At 41.6% G+C, this 19,714-nt stretch carries 15 protein-coding genes; 10 read left to right on the top strand and 5 right to left on the bottom strand.

The features are described from left to right. Positions 1–55 precede the first annotated feature (55 nt). From rfbB to rfbA, 4 genes are read left to right on the top strand one after another with little or no spacing between them, the layout of a single operon-like run. Positions 56–1,111 carry a dTDP-glucose 4,6-dehydratase gene (gene rfbB / locus B4N43_RS16715; protein ID WP_286735695.1) on the top strand — a complete coding sequence of 352 codons (1,056 nt, stop codon included), beginning with the start codon at positions 56–58 and terminating at the stop codon, positions 1,109–1,111. 2 nt (positions 1,112–1,113) lie between these two features. After that, a complete protein-coding gene (gene rfbC / locus B4N43_RS16720) occupies positions 1,114–1,668 on the top strand; it encodes a dTDP-4-dehydrorhamnose 3,5-epimerase (protein ID WP_286735696.1) in 555 nt (184 codons plus the stop codon). Positions 1,669–1,674: 6 nt separating this feature from the next. Beyond that, positions 1,675–2,532 carry a dTDP-4-dehydrorhamnose reductase gene (gene rfbD / locus B4N43_RS16725; RefSeq protein WP_286735697.1) on the top strand — a complete coding sequence of 286 codons (858 nt, stop codon included), beginning with the start codon at positions 1,675–1,677 and terminating at the stop codon, positions 2,530–2,532. 22 nt (positions 2,533–2,554) lie between these two features. Beyond that, positions 2,555–3,418 carry a glucose-1-phosphate thymidylyltransferase RfbA gene (gene rfbA / locus B4N43_RS16730; RefSeq protein ID WP_286735698.1) on the top strand — a complete coding sequence of 288 codons (864 nt, stop codon included), beginning with the start codon at positions 2,555–2,557 and terminating at the stop codon, positions 3,416–3,418. A gap of 12 nt (positions 3,419–3,430) precedes the next feature. On the opposite strand, the gene B4N43_RS16735 is transcribed toward rfbA, so the two are convergent. Both B4N43_RS16735 and B4N43_RS16740 read right to left on the bottom strand, forming a co-directional pair. Beyond that, the gene (locus B4N43_RS16735; RefSeq protein ID WP_286735699.1) at positions 3,431–3,841 is read right to left on the bottom strand and encodes a hypothetical protein; all 411 of its coding nucleotides are present in this window, start codon (positions 3,839–3,841) and stop codon (positions 3,431–3,433) included. 139 nt (positions 3,842–3,980) lie between these two features. Further along, a complete protein-coding gene (locus B4N43_RS16740; RefSeq protein WP_286735700.1) occupies positions 3,981–5,909 on the bottom strand; it encodes a tetratricopeptide repeat-containing sensor histidine kinase in 1,929 nt (642 codons plus the stop codon). A gap of 118 nt (positions 5,910–6,027) precedes the next feature. Here B4N43_RS16740 and B4N43_RS16745 point away from each other — a divergent pair, with 118 nt between their 5' ends. The 5 genes from B4N43_RS16745 (at position 6,028) to B4N43_RS16765 (ending at position 13,085) form a co-directional block, all read left to right on the top strand. Next, positions 6,028–7,137 carry an acyltransferase family protein gene (locus B4N43_RS16745; RefSeq protein WP_286735701.1) on the top strand — a complete coding sequence of 370 codons (1,110 nt, stop codon included), beginning with the start codon at positions 6,028–6,030 and terminating at the stop codon, positions 7,135–7,137. A 264-nt stretch (positions 7,138–7,401) separates the two neighbouring features. Next, positions 7,402–10,458: a beta-L-arabinofuranosidase domain-containing protein gene (locus B4N43_RS16750; protein WP_286735702.1), complete on the top strand. Its 3,057-nt coding sequence runs from the start codon at positions 7,402–7,404 to the stop codon at positions 10,456–10,458. A 137-nt stretch (positions 10,459–10,595) separates the two neighbouring features. Next, positions 10,596–11,273, top strand: a complete 678-nt coding sequence (locus B4N43_RS16755; RefSeq protein WP_286735703.1) for a response regulator transcription factor — start codon at positions 10,596–10,598, stop codon at positions 11,271–11,273. Beyond that, on the top strand, positions 11,270–12,553 hold the full coding sequence (locus B4N43_RS16760; protein ID WP_286735704.1) for a sensor histidine kinase: 1,284 nt from the start codon (positions 11,270–11,272) through the stop codon (positions 12,551–12,553). Before B4N43_RS16755 ends, B4N43_RS16760 begins: the two co-directional genes overlap by 4 nt. 82 nt (positions 12,554–12,635) lie before the next feature. Then, positions 12,636–13,085: a PepSY-like domain-containing protein gene (locus B4N43_RS16765; RefSeq protein WP_286735705.1), complete on the top strand. Its 450-nt coding sequence runs from the start codon at positions 12,636–12,638 to the stop codon at positions 13,083–13,085. A 103-nt stretch (positions 13,086–13,188) separates the two neighbouring features. Here the strand turns inward: B4N43_RS16765 and B4N43_RS16770 are convergent, their stop codons facing one another. The 3 genes from B4N43_RS16770 to B4N43_RS16780 all read right to left on the bottom strand — a co-directional run bounded on the left by B4N43_RS16770 (position 13,189) and on the right by B4N43_RS16780 (position 17,009). Then, on the bottom strand, positions 13,189–14,208 hold the full coding sequence (locus B4N43_RS16770) for a DUF4625 domain-containing protein (RefSeq protein WP_286735706.1): 1,020 nt from the start codon (positions 14,206–14,208) through the stop codon (positions 13,189–13,191). Between the two features lie 44 nt (positions 14,209–14,252). Beyond that, positions 14,253–14,729: a DUF4625 domain-containing protein gene (locus tag B4N43_RS16775; RefSeq protein WP_075990700.1), complete on the bottom strand. Its 477-nt coding sequence runs from the start codon at positions 14,727–14,729 to the stop codon at positions 14,253–14,255. Between the two features lie 111 nt (positions 14,730–14,840). Beyond that, positions 14,841–17,009, bottom strand: coding sequence for a TonB-dependent receptor (locus B4N43_RS16780; RefSeq protein WP_286735707.1), 2,169 nt, complete (start codon positions 17,007–17,009; stop codon positions 14,841–14,843). A gap of 226 nt (positions 17,010–17,235) precedes the next feature. On the opposite strand from B4N43_RS16780, the gene B4N43_RS16785 reads away from it, so the two are divergent. Continuing rightward, positions 17,236–19,713, top strand: coding sequence for a tetratricopeptide repeat protein (locus B4N43_RS16785; protein ID WP_286735708.1), 2,478 nt, complete (start codon positions 17,236–17,238; stop codon positions 19,711–19,713). The last annotated feature ends 1 nt before the right edge of the window (position 19,714 follow it).

Here is a 19,714-nt window from a genome sequence, read left to right on the forward strand (position 1 = left end):
TTTGATGCATTCATCATTCGTAGACCAATGGTCTAAACGAGTCTATAGTTAATATATGAATAAAACAATTTTAATTACGGGTGGGGCTGGCTTTATAGGCTCACATGTGGTACGTGAGTTTGTGTTAAAGTATCCCGAATATCAGATTGTTAATCTGGACGCTTTGACCTATGCTGGTAATCTGGAGAATTTAAAAGATATCGAACATTTTCCTAATTATACCTTTGTTAAGGCGGATATTACCGATCAGCAGGCTGTCTCGGCAATTTTTCAAGAATATCAGCCCGATGGTATTATTCATTTGGCGGCGGAGTCCCATGTCGACCGCTCAATTGTCGACCCAATGGCTTTCGTCATGACCAACGTAATTGGAACGGTCAATTTATTGAACGCCGCCCGGATAATCTGGAAGGATAATTTGGAAGGAAAACGTTTTCATCACGTGTCAACAGATGAGGTGTTTGGCGCGCTCGGTGATACGGGTTTTTTTACCGAAGAAACAAAATATGATCCGCACTCACCGTATTCAGCTTCCAAAGCAAGTTCTGATCATTTTGTGCGGGCTTACCACGATACCTACGGCTTGCCCATTGTTTTGACAAACTGCTCCAACAATTATGGACCGAATCATTTCCCCGAGAAATTGATTCCGTTGTGTATTCATAATATTTTGAATAATAAATCACTACCTGTTTATGGTGATGGAAAATATACCCGCGATTGGTTATATGTCATTGATCATGCAAAAGCCATCGATCTCGTTTTTCATGAAGGTAAAAATGGGGGCTCCTATAATGTTGGTGGATTTAATGAGTGGCAAAATATAGACCTGATCAAAGAGCTGTGCAAACAAATGGATGAGAAACTGGGGCGTGAAAAAGGCTCTTCGGCACAATTGATTACTTTTGTTAAGGACCGACCAGGCCATGATTTGCGTTATGCAATTGATGCAACGAAGATCAATAAGGAGTTGGGCTGGAAGCCTTCCGTAACTTTTGAAGAAGGTTTGTCACGGACAATAGACTGGTTCTTATCCAATCAGGAGTGGTTGGCGCATGTGACCTCTGGGGATTATAAAAAATATTACGACAATCAATATAAAGATGCATAAGAATGACGTATACGGAAACTAAATTAAAGGGCTGTTTTATACTCGAACCGACCGTATTTGAAGATGAAAGAGGTTATTTTTTTGAATCATTTAATGAAACGAAACTAAAGGCGATTCTCGGTTATACACCACACTTTGTGCAGGATAATCAATCCAAATCACAGTTTGGAGTGGTGCGTGGCTTGCATATGCAAGTTGGAGAGCATGCACAGGCAAAATTGGTCCGTGTTGTGGAAGGTAGCGTATGGGATGTCGCTGTTGATGTTCGTCCAGGATCACCTACCTTTGGACAATATATTGGCATTGAACTTTCTGCTGAAAATAAAAAACAATTATTTGTGCCTAGAGGCTTTTTGCATGGCTTTTCTGTATTGTCCGAACATGCGGTCTTTTTCTATAAATGTGACAACAACTATCATAAAGAGTCGGAAGATGGGGTAAATCCATTGGATCTGGATTTGGCCGTGGACTGGCAGATTCCTAGCGAACGAATGATTCTCTCACAAAAAGATCAGGAGGCACAATCCTTTGAAGGGTTACGTTTGAAATTAATATGATAGGATATGCGGATTGTTATAACCGGAGCTTCAGGACAACTTGGCTCAGAACTAAAAGATCTATTGCTGGATAAAACCCAAAAGGAGTGTTATTTTCTAGATCGAAAACAATTACCATTGGATCAAATTCAAATCATACAGCAAATATTGGCAATGTATGAGCCGGATCTTATTATCCACGCGGGAGCTTATACGGCTGTGGATAAGGCTGAGGAGGATCAGGTAAATGCTGATTTGGTCAACCACGTAGCTTGCGAAGAAATCGCAGAATACTGCCATCTGCATGGTACACGTCTAATCACTATTTCGACAGATTATGTTTTTGATGGATCTTCGGCTGCTGCTTTAACAGAAACTGCGGAAACTGCCCCCATCAATGTATATGGTCAAACGAAACTGGCGGGAGAACAGGCAATTCAGAAATGGTGCCCCGACGCAATCATCATACGTACCTCTTGGGTTTATTCCACCTACGGCAAAAATTTTGTTAAGACCATGTGTCGTTTAATGGATGAGCGTAAGGAGGTAGGTGTCATTAACGATCAAATTGGAAGCCCTACCTATGCGAAGGATCTAGCCTTGGCAATCGTAAAAATAGTGGATTCTTCTAATTGGGAGGGCGGTATTTATCATTATAGCAATGAAGGTGAGATTTCTTGGTACGACTTTGCTGTAGCGATACGTGATTTCCGTTCGTTCGATTGTGAAGTAAAACCGATTCCCACAAGTGCTTACCCGACACCTGCACGCAGGCCAAAGTATTCCTTACTCGATAAGTCGAAGATCAAGGCTATTTTTGCAGTTGAGGTACCCAGTTGGGAGATAAGTCTGGCTAAAATGCTAGCCGAAGAGTTTAAAAATTAAGAATAATCAAAATATGAGTACTATGAAAGGAATTATATTGGCAGGAGGCTCAGGAACACGACTACATCCACTTACGTTGGCAGTAAGCAAACAGCTGATGCCTGTATATGATAAGCCGATGATCTATTACCCGCTGTCAACCTTGATGCTGGCCGGGATACGTGAGATTTTGATTATATCGACGCCTCAGGATCTTCCGAATTTTAGGAAATTACTGGGCGATGGGTCACAATTGGGGTGTCGGTTTGAATATAAAGAGCAACCAAGTCCCGATGGATTGGCGCAAGCATTTTTATTGGGCGAGGAATTTATTGGCGATGATAAGGTCGCTCTTATTTTGGGTGACAATATTTTTTATGGCTCAGGTTTGTCCAAGCTTTTACAGTCTTGTGCTGATCCAGATGGTGGGGTTGTTTTTGCATATCCTGTACAGGATCCGGAGCGTTATGGTGTGGTCGAATTTGATGAAACAAATAATGTTATTTCGATTGAGGAAAAGCCACAATCGCCAAAGTCGAATTACGCTGTGCCCGGAGTTTATTTTTATGACAACGAAGTGGTTACTATTGCCAAGAACATAGAGCCTTCTGCTCGCGGTGAACTGGAGATCACAGATATCAATAAAGAGTACCTTCGCCGTGGTAAATTGAAGGTCGGTATTTTTGATCGTGGTACAGCTTGGCTGGATACAGGAACGATACAGTCGCTCATGCAGGCAGGACAATTTGTACAAGTGATTGAGGAGCGGCAAGGGATGAAAATAGGAGCAATTGAAGAGGTCGCTTACAGAATGGGCTACATTGATGGACAACAATTGCTAAAAATTTCAGCCCCGCTCTGTAAATCGGGGTATGGAGAGTATTTGAAACGGATTATAAAATCATAAATTGCTCTCTCTTTATTGCTTTATATAAGCTTCATAGGCATTGCTGAGCACTTCCCCTTTTTCATTAACCCGGTTTAGTGTCCTATCGTTTACCAGCACATAACGTAGGGATAGCTTTTGCTGATTTTTTGTTGTAGTAATCACAAGATCTTTATTGTCGGTGATGGCATACGTACCTTCCTCTTTAAGACCAGTAATACGTTCTCCCTTTAGCTGCACAATTTCATAAGTATTACTTTTTTTGAAGTTAATCCGAAGATAATTATCACCTCCACCGTAAATAATTTCTGCATCCATGTCTTTGCGAAGCCAAGATGTCTCAGTGAGAATATCGTCTTCCTGGAAGACAGCATTTTCATTAGACCCACAGCGTATAAAGGTAAATGAGGTCGCGATAAATAAAATAAGTATGAATTTTCTCATGATGTAAAAGGTTAGAATGTATTATAATATAGCCCATGCGAAATTTCGCATTCTTACATCAAATATAAAATCATTAATTTCTAATTAATATAGACCCTAGGGTTCTATTTTTTTAGTCGATCTTAATGAAAAACTTTATTTATCTTGGAATATGGATCGTGAAAGTACTCCCGAATCCAACACGACTTTCAATCGTTATAGAACATTTTATTCGGTTTGCAAATTCGTGACATAACATCAAACCTATACCATTTCCTTTTTCCTCGAGGGTCCCATCAAGACTATGTTGCTGTTGCATACCTTTCAGTGCCCTAATTTTTGTTTCATCCATGCCTACGCCCTGGTCTGTTATTGAAATAAGGATTTTGCTATCGGTTTCATGTTGTTCAAAAATAATGGCTTTACCACTAAAGCTAAACTTGATGGCGTTGTTAAAAATATTTCGAATGATAAATTCAAATCGTTTAAGATCACTATGGATGGATAAGTTTGGAGAAATTTTGATGTCTATATATAACTTTTTCAAGTTTATTCGATCCATAAAAAGATTCTCGCAGTCTTTAATAATTTGATAGGGAAAGATTTCCTGTATGTCAAGCTTCTCATTAGCCATTTGTTGTGAAGACCATACAAGCAAACTATCGAGCATTTTGGATGCAGCAGTAAGCTGATTGCCAATAGTGATCAACATACTTTTAATTTCATGCGCTGGTAGGTCAACGATTTTTGAAACGGAGAGTAAGGCCTGAAATGTAGATAAAGGGCTTCGCAAATCATGCGACACGACAGAAAAGATACTGGCACGAAAGCGATCTGCCTGGACCAATTCGGCGTGTTGCTGCTTGATTTCCGTCGCCTGCTCATCTACTTTCAATTTCTCCTGATGTAATAATCTATTCTTTTTGATCAGCAAAATGATCATCACCAAAAATATTAGTAGAACAAAAAAGGTCAATAACCCGATCAGCTTTATCCAATGGGCTTCACGCTTTACATTCGCGTTTTTTAATAACAGATTTTTATTTTCAAGCTCCTTCTTTTCGCTTTCATATTTTTCCCGAAGTTCTTCCCGAATCCTTACGCGGAGGACTTCTGCATCTTCATTAAATTTGCGATCTGAGCTATCCTGATCGCTGAGAATTAAATGTTCATCCTGCGCTTTGATCGCTTTAGCTATCTTGTCAAAATCTCCCTGAAGGTCTTCCGTTAAGTTGGTGAAACCGCTTTTGGCGATAATGCGCTTGATAAGGGTTACTTCTTTTGCCGCCAGATCAAACCGCTTTTCTTTGACATAAATATTCGCGCGGTTGATACGGGCATAACTTTCGCCAACAGGATCTTCTTTCTTGGTGGTGATGTCTATCGCGAGGTCGGTATAATAGGTACTCCATTCAAGCTTATCTGCCTTGAGATAGAGGTAGCTTAATAGAATATAGGTATTGAAAAGATCAACTTCAGGCGCATTTGCTTTGCAGAATTCAACCGTTTTTACCAAATAATCGATGGCTTTGGTTACATCTTGCTTCTTTTTTCCATTCAATGCATTTTGGGCATATATATTTCCGATATTGGTTGAGATATTGGCTCGGTTTCTTGTATCACGCAGCTCTTTGGAGAGATCTAGTGCACGCTGGTAATACTTTAAGGCCTGATCGGGGTCATAACTCTTGTTGAAAACATTGCCTATATTCAGGAAAGAGAGCATCATCCCTTTCCTGTCGTTGCGTTCTTCCCGCTTTTTGAGTACTTTAAAGTGTGTTTTTATGCTTTCATCAAAGTTATTTAACTTCAGATATATAACACCTTGTAGATTTAATAAATCAATTTGCAAAGGTTCGAATTTTTTTTCACTGATGAGACTCAATCCTTTGGAAACGATTTCCTGTGCTTCTTGGGGATTACTGCGGTAAATTTCTGAGGCAACTTTATAATACGCCAATATTCGGGTCGAATCGTTACTTGCCTCCGATAGCTGCTTATCTACCTTGTCCCAGCCAGTGTTTTGGGAATATGCATGATGGGTGAAGAACAATATGGTAAAAAATAATAGGGTGGTTAAACGATGCATGGCTAGTTTGTTTCAATAAAACAGTAAAAATAAAAAAAACTATTAAATACAATGAACTTCACGAATATAAAACCATGCTGGACAAACAGGGAAGATAATTGATTATATTTACAGCCAAATGTCTGAGTCCAAAAGAATTTACCAAATCGATCTGTTTCGTTTTATCGCAGCATCTGCCGTCGTATTATATCATTATTTATATCGGGGGTATGCAGCCGGAAATATGTCGCTATTGGGTTTCGATGGCGTCGAAGAGTATTTTAAATACGGCTACCTGGGCGTAGACTTATTTTTTATCATTAGTGGTTTTGTGATTGCTTTTTCCATCAAACATCTTTCACTGCGTAAGTTCTGTTATTCCCGCTTCAAGCGTTTGTATCCGATGTATTGGATTTGTTTGCTGTTGACTTTTATCGTTTCTTATTTGTGGGGCGCACCGCGTTATCATGTCACATTTACACAACTATTGGCCAATCTGACCATGGTGCAAAAACTATGGGGACAGGGGGATGTCGATGGCGCTTATTGGTCACTTTATGTGGAGTTGAAGTTTTACCTGATCATCGCTTTGTTTCTAATTCTGAATCGATTTAAAAAAATAAGCTTGGATTACTTGGTTTATTTTTGGTTGCTATTGTCCAGCCTACGCTTTTTTGTTGGGCCTTCGGAAATTTATGATGGGCTCCACGAGTTTTTTTTACTCGACTGGAGTGCGTATTTTATTGCGGGAATTATATTCTGCCAGATTTTTCTGCATGGACCAAAAGTCCAGCATTTTGTCGCTTTACCTTGGTGTTTGTACATTTCCATCGATGGTGCTGTGGGGCGCATCCATTGGCTGGAACGTACTTTTCACAGTGATTTTTCCCCTTATATTATTGGTGCGACCATCGTTGTGTTTTACCTGCTCATGTTACTGGTTTCCTGTAAAAAGCTCCAGGCGATCAATTCGTCCGGATTTGTTAAAATCGGCATGTTGACCTATCCACTGTATTTAATCCATCAACACATCGGCTTTATTATTTTTAATCACCTGTATCTGTATCTGAATAAATACCTGCTCCTTTCAGGTGTTATCATTCTTATGCTTGCCCTGGCTTATCTGCTGAGCGATCGGATTGAACCGCGGATCATGAAGCATTTTCGTAGCATATTGGCGTTTTTACCTCTCCTGGCTGGCGGTAGGATTTGTGGGCCCGTGGACGACAGTAGACTCGACGGACAGTAGTTAAAATCTGGAGAATATTGGCTAAAATAAACCTATGTATAATAATGTAGAGTCATTAATTTTATAAATATCAAATAGACAGCAATACAGAAAATATTCTTCGATTTTGGAAGCTTATTAATTGGAAGCTTATTAATAGGGATTGCTTTTCTTCTTGTTCGTCTTCTGTTGAAGACAATCAAGGAAAAGGATACGGTAATAGCTTTCACCGGGCTAGAAGGATATCTTTAAACAATAAATCATTAGCGAATAAAAGATAGCGATATGAAAAGATATACGATATATTTTGCAGCAATTCTCACAATTTTTATCAAAATGACAGCTGTAGCTGTGGCACAGGGTGGGGATCAGATCCTAGATGGTATTGGAGAGACAGGCATGGTGGCCCGTTACGTCTTTGATGGTGATTTTAAGGATTGGTCGCGCAATGGGCTACATGGTAAATTCCAGGGGACAAAAGCGTCATTTGTGTCAGATAAGCAATTTACAAAGGTGCTTTCTCTCGCTGGAGGAAAGGACGATTTTGTTGTACTTCCAGCGCAAGTACTCGCGGATCTCGAGTCGATTAGTATAACAGGCTGGATGTACTTACGTGCAGCGCAGTCTGGCCAGTATTTATTCGATTTTGGACAAGATATCACCAGGCATTTTGCAGGGACACCAACAGGTACAGCGCTACAAAATGGCTATATGGGGATAATGGCCCAAAAGAATGCCGAAGTAAAAAATGCGGTCTCTTCGGCAGTGCCTTTAAACAAATGGGTGCACTTGGCCATTGTAGTTGATATTGCTACAGGGACCATGCAAACATATTTAGATGGTATGCCCGCTGGAGAAGTTAACGACATCCCACAGGAGTTGACCGAGGTTTTTGGACCGGCAGGTAGTAAGAGGACACTATACATTGGAAAATCCCTGTTGGGTGGAAATGTAAGTTTAAATGCACTGTTGCATGATTTTCGCATTTATCGTGTGCCGTTGAATCGAAACCAGATCGGCATGGTGTACAGAAATGCGTTGAAGGGTGTGCGTGAAGATGTTACTTCTAAAGGTAAGGCTGAGGATGACCTACCGCGATTTCCAATGAACAAAGTAGAGCTTTATAATGCCTTCTTAACCGGGGTTGCAGATGTCACGGTAGAAACAGCGGTAGGCGAGCTGCCACGATTGCCGAGTTATGTCGTCGGTACATATAAAGACGGTATGGTGGGACCAAAAGTGCGTGTGTTGTGGCCTGCACCAACCGACAATAGTGCTGTCGCGCAGCAAACAGCTTATACCGTCACGGGACGTATTCCCGGGACTGATCTGAAACCCAAAGCCATCATTACAGTCAAAGGGAAGGTAAAGTCCAAGATGCCTAGCTTAAAATTGGACGCTTTTCACTTGGATCAGGTTTCCCTTAATACGGATGTCAAGCAGCATCAAACGAAGTTTATTGAAAATCGCAATAAATTCATTGATACATTGGCAAAATCGGATCCAAATTCATTCCTCTATATGTTTCGACACGCGTTTGGGCAAAAACAACCGATCGGTGCGCAACCCTTAGCGGTATGGGATAGTCAGGATATCAAACTGCGCGGCCATGCTACAGGACATTACCTGACGGCAATTGCACAGGCTTATGCGAGTACAGGCTATGATAAGGTACTTCAGGCAAAATTTTTGGGGAAGATGGATACCATGGTCAACGTACTTTATGCCTTGTCAAAGTTGTCGGGTACGCCGAGACAAACGGGACAGGCTTCTATTGCGGATCCTGCTGCGGTGCCTTATGGCCCCGGTAAATCAGCTTATGATTCTGACCTGAGTGACGAAGGAATCCATACAGATTATTGGAACTGGGGACTTGGCTTTATCAGTGCCTATCCTCCGGATCAGTTTATTATGCTTGAACAGGGAGCAAAATATGGCGGGCAGAAGAACCAGGTTTGGGCACCTTATTATACGCTGCATAAAATCTTGGCCGGCCTGATGGATGTTTATGAGGTAAGTGGAAATAAAAAAGCATTGGAGATCGCACAGGGAATGGGCACTTGGGTGTATACACGTTTAAGTAAAGTACCGACAGAGACATTAATCAAAATGTGGAATACGTATATCGCAGGTGAATTTGGTGGAATGAATGAAGTGATGGCCAGGTTATATCGTGTAACGGGTGAAGAGAATTACTTAAAAACCGCCCGCTTATTTGACAATATTGATATGTTCTACGGCAATGCCGCGCATACACATGGACTGGCCAAAAATGTAGATACTTTTAGGGGCTTACATGCCAATCAGCATATTCCTCAAATTGTGGGTAGCATGGAGCTATACCGGGTGTCCAATGAGCCCCAATATTATAAAATTGCGGACAACTTTTGGTATAAGGCCACCAACGATTATATGTATAGTATCGGTGGTGTGGCTGGTGCCAGAAATCCCGCCAATGCCGAATGTTTTATTAGTCAGCCGGCGACATTATATGAAAATGGATTTTCTGCAGGTGGGCAGAACGAAACCTGTGCAACCTACAACATGCTGAAATTGACAAGTGACTTGTTTATGTTCGATCAGCGCACAGAGTTGATGGATTATTATGAACGTGGATTATACAATCATATCTTAGCTTCTGTTGCAGAAAATAGTCCAGCAAATACATATCATGTGCCTTTACGCGCAGGATCTATTAAGCAGTTTGGAAATGCCGATATGAAAGGCTTTACCTGCTGTAATGGTACGGCTATTGAGAGCAGTACTAAATTGCAGAATACAATCTATTTTAAAAGCAAAGATGACCAGGCACTGTATGTCAATCTGTATATTCCTTCTACCTTACACTGGACGGAACGCGGAATCAGCGTCGAGCAACAAACCAGTTTTCCGAAAGCGGATCAAACAGCGCTGACTATACGGGGGAATGGCAAATTTGAACTTCATGTGCGGGTGCCAAGCTGGGCAACAAAGGGATTTTTTGTTGCAATAAATGGAGTCGATCAAAAAATTAAGGCTGAGCCGGGAACTTACCTGACCTTAAACCGCACCTGGAAAGATGGGGATGTGATCAACCTTAAAATGCCGTTTCAGTTTCATCTGGACCCGGTTATGGATCAGCCCAATATTGCAAGTCTGTTTTATGGACCAATCTTATTGGCAGCCCAGGAACCTGCCGCAAGAAAAGATTGGCGTAAAGTAACTTTGGATGCAAAGGATATTGCTAAGTCGATTAAAGGAAATCCAGAAACATTGGAATTTTACATTGATGATGTGCTTTATAAACCATTTTATGATACCTACGGACGTCATTCGGTTTACCTGGATGTCAGCTTAAAATAGGAGGCTAGCAGTGTATTCCTAAATCTTTCCCAAATTCAAGGTACCTTTGTCATAAACAATTGTGTATGTAAATTGTCATTTAGCATGGACAGAATACTATTGTTTACACAAGTTTTCCGCTAAATAGAATTAAGAAGATGAAAATATTGGTTATTGAAGACGAAGCGGATTTAAGGGAAATTGTGAAGGCATCTTTACTTAAGGAAGAATATACGGTAGAAACTGCCGCTGATTATGGATCAGCTCTTGAAAAAGTCGCTGTTTATGATTACGATTGTATCCTGCTCGATATCATGCTGCCTGGAGGTAATGGTTTGCAGATCCTCGATCAGCTCAAAAATGAGGGTAAAGCCGATAATGTGATCATTATCTCCGCAAAGGATTCTCTGGACGATAAGCTAAAGGGACTCGAACTTGGGGCCGATGACTATTTGACAAAACCCTTTCATATTGCGGAGCTGAATGCACGGATTAAAGCTGTGTTACGAAGGAAACAACGGGAGGGTAAGCATACATTGGAAATGGGAAACATCGTGCTGGATCTTAATGAACGCTGCTTATTTATTGCACAGGAGCCTGTGCCGTTAAATCGGAAAGAGTTCGATATGCTCAACTACTTCTTATTGAACAAAAATAGACTGGTCAGCAAAAGTGCGCTGGCAGAACATGTATGGGGCGATAATACGGACCAGGCGGATAATCTTGATTTCATCTATTCACAGATAAAAAACTTGCGCAAAAAATTCTTGGCTAGTCATGCTGATGTGGATTTTGAAGCGGTATATGGAATCGGTTATAAACTTGTCGAAAAATGAGATTAGCCAACCAAACACTAAAGTATCTTTCTATCTCCGTGTTGGTGGTCATCGCCCTCTGGTCAACAGTGTTCTATCTATTTATGCTGGAGGTGATCCACGATAATATCGACGAAGAAATCGAAAACCAAAAACGGCTCATTATCCAGGAACTTTCCAGCAATCCTACCGTAGCCCCAGATTTAGAGTTTGGGATAAATAACTATAAGGTGCGCCAGATCTCCGAAGGACAAGCTCTTAAGATGCAAAATGTTTATAAGGACACCATGTTGTATATGCAGGACGATGATGATCCCGAGCCGGAACTGGAACCAGTTCGAATGTTGACGACAGCATTTGAACATCAAGGACATTATTATGAACTTTCGATCATCAATTCGATGATCGAAGAGAGCGATCTAATCAAGAATCTCTTTTATTCTGTTGTTATTTTATTTGTTTTGTTGGTCATCAGTATCGTATCCATCAATAAAGTCGTCATAGAACGTTTATGGGGACCATTATATACTTTCTTGGATCAGTTGACACGGTTTCGTTTAGGCAAAACCAAGGAGAAGCCCACGATGGATACGCAGATCCAGGAATTTAAAGACCTACAGCTCGCTGTGGCTACCTTAATTCGCCATAACGAGGAAAGCTATGAACAGCAAAAACAGTTTATTGGCAATGCTTCGCATGAATTACAGACACCGTTGGCCATTATGATCAACAAATTGGAAATCATGGCGGAAACAGAGGGGTTGAACCAGGAACAGTCTGAGACTGTCGCAGCAGTATTAGCAACTGCCGAGCGGCTTGTGCGCCTCAATAAATCCTTGTTGCTGTTGAGTAAAATTGAGAATAAACAATTTTTGCACAATGAGGATCTTTCGTTCAATACGCTTGTACTAAATATTGTGGCGGAGTTTGAGGCTATTGCTGAATTTAAACAGGTAAAAATCAATGTTGTACAAGAAGATCAACTGACTGTACAAATGGATGGTGCTTTGGCAAATATAGTAGTATCAAATCTCCTACGAAATGCTTTGTTCCACAATAGATTAGGCGGCGAGGTGAATATCCATATAATGAATAAAAGGCTTACCGTGTCCAATACGAGTACACATGCAGCGTTGGATGCTAACCTGGTATTCTCCCGTTTTTATAAATCAGATGCAGCATCCAAAGGTACTGGCTTGGGGCTGGCCATTGTGCAGGCCATCTGTCACCTCTATGGTTTTGCAATCGTCTACCAGTATGAAAACAATCAGCATAGCTTTCAGCTCAATATGTTCCCTTAGAAAATATAACAGGAGAAGGTAAGTGTTCCCAAATCTTTACAGATTCGCTTTTTTACTTTGTAGTACACTTAAAAATAGAATCATGAACTGTAAATTAATCTGGAGTGCTTTCGTACTTGCACTGACAACAACAGGAGCTATTGCTCAGGATATACCACAAAGTCAAGTTCCCGCTGTCGTGGTGAATAGTTTCCAACAGAAATTTCCAAAAGCCAAAAAAGTAGATTGGGAATTGAAGGGGAATGTTTATGAAGCGGAGTTTGAAACGGGCTTATTTGGTATTGACGAGGAAGCTTGGTTTCAGCATAACGGAAAACTTCTGCGCTACAAGACTGAAATCAACAAAAGAGAACTACCGAAGAGTGTGCTGGACCGGGTGAAAAGAGATTTTCCGGGCTATCGCATTGAAGACGCAAAAAAGATTACCGCCGAGCAGAAAGTGAGTTATGCGTTTGAAGTGAAAAGTCGAAAAGTGGAGTGGAAGGTGGTACTCGATCCACAGGGAAATGTTCTTACGAAAGTAAGGGACTAAACGATATTTCTGTACAAATAAAACCTTCATGATTTTACACGCACTCATAGCGGCGAAATCATGAAGGTTCTTTTGGGCAGGTAGGCTGAGTTTATCGCGCTAACTAATCTTCTCCTTCCTCTGCGTGGAGTTCAAAAGATAGCTTTATGAGGTCTTGACCAGCAAACTTAGTAGCATAATCCGATAAGTTCCAGTCAGTACGGGTAACTTTTGCCTTTGTGCTGGCATCGTTAAACTTGCGAAGTACAAAGAATACATTTTTCTCGCCTTCATTGTCTTTTCCTGCCGTAAAATAAGTGATAATCCCTGTCGTCTCCGTTGCTCCGTTTACTGCAGTGCCATCACCGTAGTTCGTTTCTTTCGTTTGAAAGATTGCACCATTTCCTGTACTGCTATTCGGATTTAAAACGAAAGAACCACCCGTAAGGAATGCTTTGTAGTAATCTGCAGTTGCTTTATTGCTGATGTATTGTCCCTGGATTTCTTTTGAAGAAGCATCAAATTGTTTTAATTCAATTTTATAGATACCTGCGGGATTGAGGTGAGCATGTCCTCCAGCCAATGCTGTCCCCTTCTCATCGAAGCTGATAGCAATTGGCTCTACCTTTTCTTTGTCGGCAAGATCATGGAAATGGTCTCCATGGGCTTCGCCGGCTACTTCCGTAAATACAAGCTTATAAGCAACTTTGGCATCTGAACCTTGTATAGTCAACGGTGATTCAGCTGTAGTCGCATTTCCGGCTTTGTCGGTTACCGTAAAATGAAAATGATAAGCCCCGGCGGGAGCATCAGCGGGAACATCGATGTGTTCATGAAATGTTGCATTTTTCACGCCAATGTATTTTCCATCCGTATAGGCTTTTGTAAACTTATACTGACCACCACCTTCTTGATGAATCTCAATTTCGATTTTAGCAATCAGTGCTTCGGCAACAATATCACCTTCAAGATGAAGATCTGATCCCGCTTGGACAGTTTTGTTATTGCCACTGCCGATTTCAAGTGTTCCTATCTGGGGTTTTGCAAGTGCTGGAATTTCCTCGTTATCTTTCTTACAGGACGATAGGAAGCCTAAAAGAATTGTACTTAACAGGAAGAAGAAGCGAATGTTTCTAGTTTTCATGTAAAATGGATTTAATTAAATTGAGTTGATAAATATGTATGGTATTACTCGAGTATACGGATGCTGATCCCCTTCTGGCTACTCCATCCCGCCAAGTCAGTCACCTGAATCATAAAATGATAATTACCCGGATCGATATCTGCTGGCACATCGATTTTTAATTCGGCATCATATTGCTGTGGTTGCCCCGGAATATTGACTGTCTTGACCAAGGTGAAGGGCTTGATGGGAGTTTTGATCGCTTCAACCGTGCATTCGCCGATTTCTGTACTATGCGAATGATGGTCAAAATTATGGTGTACGTCGATGCTATAGCTCCCGAGCGCTACATTATCAGATAGCTTACTGTGGAAAGTAAAACTTGTACCTCGTTTAATTGTGCTGCATTGTTTTGGGAAAGCCGTTTCCGAATCGATGGCGATGGTCGGTTTTTCGGTATCAATGCTTTCCTTATCTTTTTTACAGGCAACAGTCATGGCAAGTAACACTGTAATAAGTGTGTATTTTTGAAGTGTTTTCATATATAAATTTTATTCATTCGTGTATGTGTTAAGCGATATTCATAAGCTTGCGATGCTCGTATATTGCTCAACGGTTGTTCATAGGGAGCAAAGGGTTTAGTTTTAATAATCTTATGATCGGGACTGTTTTCCAAAGGGAACTCCAATGGATAGGATAAAATTCCTTCCCTGTTCAGGCAAAGAGATCAGCCGATAAAAGCTGGTATGATCCATATATTTCTTGTCAAAGAGATTTTGAACCTGTAAGCGTAATTGAAAGACAGACCCCGAAAATCGAAGTTGTGTTCCTGCCCGGAAGTTGAAGACCTGATAATCTGCTGTGGACTCTTCTGGTGGAACAACGTGATACTGCGCTGCTGTCCATTTGCAATCGACGGAAAGGTAGGTCTCTTTAAAATGTTTGCTATTTTTTGCTGTCCAGCTGATGTCCATCAAAGCTGAAGGTGCCGGAGAGAAAGGAAGTGTATATCCTTTCTTTGCACCCGATAGTTGTTCCGATCGAACATATTCACCCAATAATTCTACTTTCCATTGTTTCAGAGGCTGGTAGCTGAGTTTCAATTCTGCTCCATAACGGCGAACACGGCTTTCCATATATTCAAAGATTTGATTGCCGGCACCATAATATTGATCGTAGCTTGACGTGGGATTGAGATAGATATAATTGGAAAAGTAATTAAAGAATGGCGTAAAGGCGACAAAGACTTTTCTAGGACTCCAGGTAAATGATAAATCCAGTTGATAGGATTGTTCGGGAGACAATGATTGATTGCCTCTTTCATAACTGAAGTAGTGATAGTTGACACCATTGGCGCCGAGCTCCTGTGCAATGGGGGCCCTGAAACTTTTTCCTACACTGATTTTTGTTTCTAGATCTCCGAATTGATGTGCCGCTCCTATAGACCAAACCAGGCTATTGAAACGGCGACTGAGCGCCGAAGCCCGGACTATTCTGCCCGATTGATTATCTTCCAGCTCTGATTCGAACCAATCCTGATAAGGTGATGTCTGAATATGGCTGTAATCGTAACGCAATGCCCCATATAGCATGGTTTCGTCCGCGAGTTTGTATTGATCATAGACGAATAGGCCCATTGCCTTTTGGCGAAAAGTGGGGATAAGGAAGCTCCAACCATCAATACGATTATCCTGATACTCTCCATTTGCGCCAATGGTAAGTCGATGTGTGGCCAAATCAAATTGGTCTTTTACAGAGATACTATAGACCTGTTTGTCATATAACCTTTCCAAATTGATGGGGATAGTCATATCTTTTGGATAAACAGGTGGCATATAACCATGCGCGGTGTAATTGTTATATTCTTGCCGGTAATTTTTCTGATAGCCCAGGTCTATCCAAAGCTTGTGCTTATCCAGATCGATAAAGTTGCGGTTAATAAGTTTCAGGTGATTGACCGTCTGGCTTGGGAAACCAATGTCACGACTGGATTTGTCATAAAGTGCTGTATCTACGCCCCTTGGTTCCAAGCCGTGCGCATTGGCAAAGAAGCCAAACTTTGTATGATAATTACTCAGGTAGAAAATCGAAGAAAAACGATCTGATAGATATCCGCCGCGTAGTTGAAAATGTGTCTCTCGTCCCGCAGTGTTACGAACATGCCGATCTTTCAGACGTACCGCATAATTGTAAACATAGACTGTATCTGTGGGGACACGGTAATCGCCATATTCCAGATGCGTGAATCCTCCTCCAAATACCCAATTCCCTTTTCGGCCCTGTGTTTGTAGCGATCCGCCAAAAGTCGCGTTGTTTGACTTTGTCAATAGGTTAAACTGCCCCTTAAAACCTGTCTCCTGTAGTTCCGCTGGCGGTGATAGCCGAATGACACCACCAATGGCATCTGAGCCATACAAAAATGAGCTGGCCCCCTTTAGTACCTCGGCACTCCCTACACTGAATTGATCGATTTCCAACCCATGATCCAATCCCCATTGCTGGCCTTCATGTTTAATGCCATTTTCTACCGTGGCCACACGATTAAATCCGAGCCCTCTAATCTGCGGTTTAGACTGATTAGCACCTATGCCTATGGCATTAACGCCGGGAAGTCTGCTTAATGTCTGCATTAAACTTCCCGCCTGGTATTTTTGTATAGAGTCGGCAGTCAATAGCTGGATCGATAATGCTCCTTCTGCTGCCCGATGGTAACGTCGCCCTCCAACTTTTACTTCTTCAAGCTCGATACTCTTCTCCTGTCCATAACATGGGAAAAATAGCTGTTGTGCTGCGATAAGTGAAAAAATGATATACCTATTCATCTATGTGGATTCGATTCGTAAAGCGTAATTCGTGCAATACATATGGTATTCAAATTAATATATTGCAATTAAGTTGCAACAAATATAGGAAAAAAGATTTTAAAAGCAATATAGTTGCATTATATAAGCGGGATTGACTGTATGATACAGTGGCAGAGTTTTTGTTGCTTTTTGGCGCCTAAAGAGTATAAAAAGCATGTTTTACAAGTAGTACATACGATGATATATGAAGTTAAGTGAAGAATATTCTATTAAAGTTGCCGCATTGCAATCGGCTGAACATCAATTGACAGTTGACCTTTCGAAGCGCATTACGCCCGATATATGGCTTGATGTCCTGATTTATTTTGAGCACAACTTGGAGCAGTCCAGTGCGGCTGCACTTTATGATGCATTATTTGAAAAAGGAACTGATTTTGCCGCAAACGTATATCTGAACGAAGAGGATTATAGCTTTTTTATCGATAAAATACGAGCAATATTAGAGCGCTATGCTACGATTAACCCTCATGCATGGGTGGAGCTTGGCTTACAGTATATTTTATGTCGCCGACATGTGGTAGAGAAAGAAAAGGCTTCCCTTTATTTGAAGAGAGGAATCAATGCTGGGGTTGTATGGGCAAGACCCCTTTATTTATACTACAATTATTTAGGTTTGCTGGCCGATATCGACCGCGATAACGCCAAAGCCGAACTGGATGCACTCGCTTTGGGCGGAGATCTTTGGGGAATCGCATATGCTGCCCATATCGATGTCTGGACCGATAAATATGAAGAAGTCTTTGACCGTATTCAGCTGCTCAAGCAATCTCCGGAAAGGAAAATACTGCGCCATTATTATGAGGCGCTCCAATTTTACTATGCGCGTAAAGAGGATAAGAGCAAACGCTTGGAAGCCCTGGAAGAGGGTATCACGATGGCTGAATCTCGTTATTGCAGATTTGTGCTGAATGAAATAAAACGTGCGGAGGCGGCTTCCATAGGTGAACAGGAGCTTCTTGTACCGGAATATCGAGAACTGTTTGAATACGGAATGATGGACGCCGCGGTGCAAATTGCACTTATCAAACTTCAGGCACTGGGCAACAACAATCAGGAACAACAGGATTTCGAAGAACCGCTGTGGTATCTCCAGAAAGCATACGACTATAATAATGATTATGCGGGTTATCGTCTCGCCTGTCTGTATCTCTATCAGGAGGCTGTGCAGGACATCGAAAAGGGACTATCTTTATTGCGTCTGCTCGACGAGAAAGACGGGTATGTGGAAGCTCAGGTTGAACTCGCTGAAATTCTCCTCGAAGGTAGGTTCCTCCAAAGGGATGAAAAATTAGCCTTTCGGCGCTTCAGCGCAATGGCGGAAAAAAACATTGCTTACGCCAAGTTGCGCATGGGTAATATGGTCGAAACTGGCTATGATGGAGTTGCTCCGGATTACAAAACCGCCTTTGTTTACTATCAGGATGCAGCAAAAGATAAACTGCCACAAGCTTTATATCAAGTCGGCAGATTCTTAAAATATGGAATCCATAATAATGCGCCTGATCTGGCTGCTGCATTGCCTTATTTTGAAGAAGCGGCAGGATATAATAACGCTACTGCGCTAACGGAAATGGGGTTAGCTGCTGAATTAAAGTCCGGACCGGATTATAAATTGGCCTTTGATTATTTCTCGCGTGCGGCAGATCTTGGCTATCCCTATGCCTATTATTTAAAAGGTATTTATTTGGAAAATGATTATCACCAGTCCGGAGCTCCCCAACCGAAAGCAGCTTTTACGGCGTTTGAAATTGGAGCCGGTATGCAGGAGCTAAATAGTATATATGAACTGGCGCGCTGCTATCGGGGTGGCATAGGTACGGAGATAAATCTGGACCGGATGATTGCTTTATACCAACAGGCTGCTGAACGAAATCACGTACAGGCTTTGACTGATCTGGGGCTCTGTTATGAATATGGTTATGGATTGAACCAAGATACATTTAAAGCACAGGAAAATATTAAGAAGGCTGCTGATCTGGGGTTCCCTTATGCAACTTATGTATTGGGACGATACTATTTGACCGGATTGGTGCAAAAGGATGCAGCTCATGGTCTTCAGCTTTTGGAAGAGGCCGCGCAAAAAAATGTAGCTGAGGCGCTCTTGCTGCTTGGCGACTACTTTTTCTTCGACTATGATCAGCTGGAAGAATACGACAAAGGCTTTGATTACTACATGCGTGCCGAAAAACTTGGCTATCTGACGGAGGGAATTGGCATGTGTTATGAGTTTGGCATCGGCGTGGAAGCGCAGCCAGCGAAAGCTTTTGGATATTATAAACAAGCTGCAGAGCGAGGAAATCAGGAGGCGAGCTACCGATTAGCCCGTTGCTATTATTTTGGAGTGGGTACCGAGATCGATAAAGCAACTGCCTATGGATATTTTATGGAGGTAGCGCAGCAAGGTAATGTGTATGCCTGTTACTTTGTTGCGGTTCAGCTGCTGGAAGGAGATGGCATACCGATGGGTCTTCGCGACGGTGTAGAATGGCTTATGAAGGCAGCTGAAGCCGATCATGCTGATGCACAGTATAAACTGGCCAACTGTTATCTTATGGGTGATGGGGTAGAAGAAAATCAAGATCTTGCCCTGGAGTGGTTTGAACGGGCGGCAGACAATGGACATGAAGATGCTATTCGATTGACAAAGAAAACGAGAAAGTAAG

This window comes from Sphingobacterium sp. UBA1897 (assembly GCF_002337775.1).
GTDB classification, from domain to species: Bacteria; Bacteroidota; Bacteroidia; order Sphingobacteriales; family Sphingobacteriaceae; genus Sphingobacterium; species Sphingobacterium siyangense.

Excerpts from the sequence above, each read along its gene's own strand:
- B4N43_RS16770 (WP_286735706.1), bottom strand. The coding sequence starts at position 14,208 with ATGAAAACTAGAAACATTCGCTTCTTCTTCCTGTTAAGTACAATTCTT.
- rfbC (WP_286735696.1), top strand. The coding sequence starts at position 1,114 with ATGACGTATACGGAAACTAAATTAAAGGGCTGTTTTATACTCGAACCG.
- B4N43_RS16760 (WP_286735704.1), top strand. The coding sequence starts at position 11,270 with ATGAGATTAGCCAACCAAACACTAAAGTATCTTTCTATCTCCGTGTTG.
- B4N43_RS16765 (WP_286735705.1), top strand. The coding sequence starts at position 12,636 with ATGAACTGTAAATTAATCTGGAGTGCTTTCGTACTTGCACTGACAACA.
- B4N43_RS16775 (WP_075990700.1), bottom strand. The coding sequence starts at position 14,729 with ATGAAAACACTTCAAAAATACACACTTATTACAGTGTTACTTGCCATG.
- B4N43_RS16780 (WP_286735707.1), bottom strand. The coding sequence starts at position 17,009 with ATGAATAGGTATATCATTTTTTCACTTATCGCAGCACAACAGCTATTT.
- B4N43_RS16750 (WP_286735702.1), top strand. The coding sequence starts at position 7,402 with ATGAAAAGATATACGATATATTTTGCAGCAATTCTCACAATTTTTATC.
- B4N43_RS16735 (WP_286735699.1), bottom strand. The coding sequence starts at position 3,841 with ATGAGAAAATTCATACTTATTTTATTTATCGCGACCTCATTTACCTTT.
- rfbB (WP_286735695.1), top strand. The coding sequence starts at position 56 with ATGAATAAAACAATTTTAATTACGGGTGGGGCTGGCTTTATAGGCTCA.
- rfbA (WP_286735698.1), top strand. The coding sequence starts at position 2,555 with ATGAAAGGAATTATATTGGCAGGAGGCTCAGGAACACGACTACATCCA.
- rfbD (WP_286735697.1), top strand. The coding sequence starts at position 1,675 with ATGCGGATTGTTATAACCGGAGCTTCAGGACAACTTGGCTCAGAACTA.
- B4N43_RS16785 (WP_286735708.1), top strand. The coding sequence starts at position 17,236 with ATGAAGTTAAGTGAAGAATATTCTATTAAAGTTGCCGCATTGCAATCG.
- B4N43_RS16745 (WP_286735701.1), top strand. The coding sequence starts at position 6,028 with ATGTCTGAGTCCAAAAGAATTTACCAAATCGATCTGTTTCGTTTTATC.
- B4N43_RS16740 (WP_286735700.1), bottom strand. The coding sequence starts at position 5,909 with ATGCATCGTTTAACCACCCTATTATTTTTTACCATATTGTTCTTCACC.
- B4N43_RS16755 (WP_286735703.1), top strand. The coding sequence starts at position 10,596 with ATGAAAATATTGGTTATTGAAGACGAAGCGGATTTAAGGGAAATTGTG.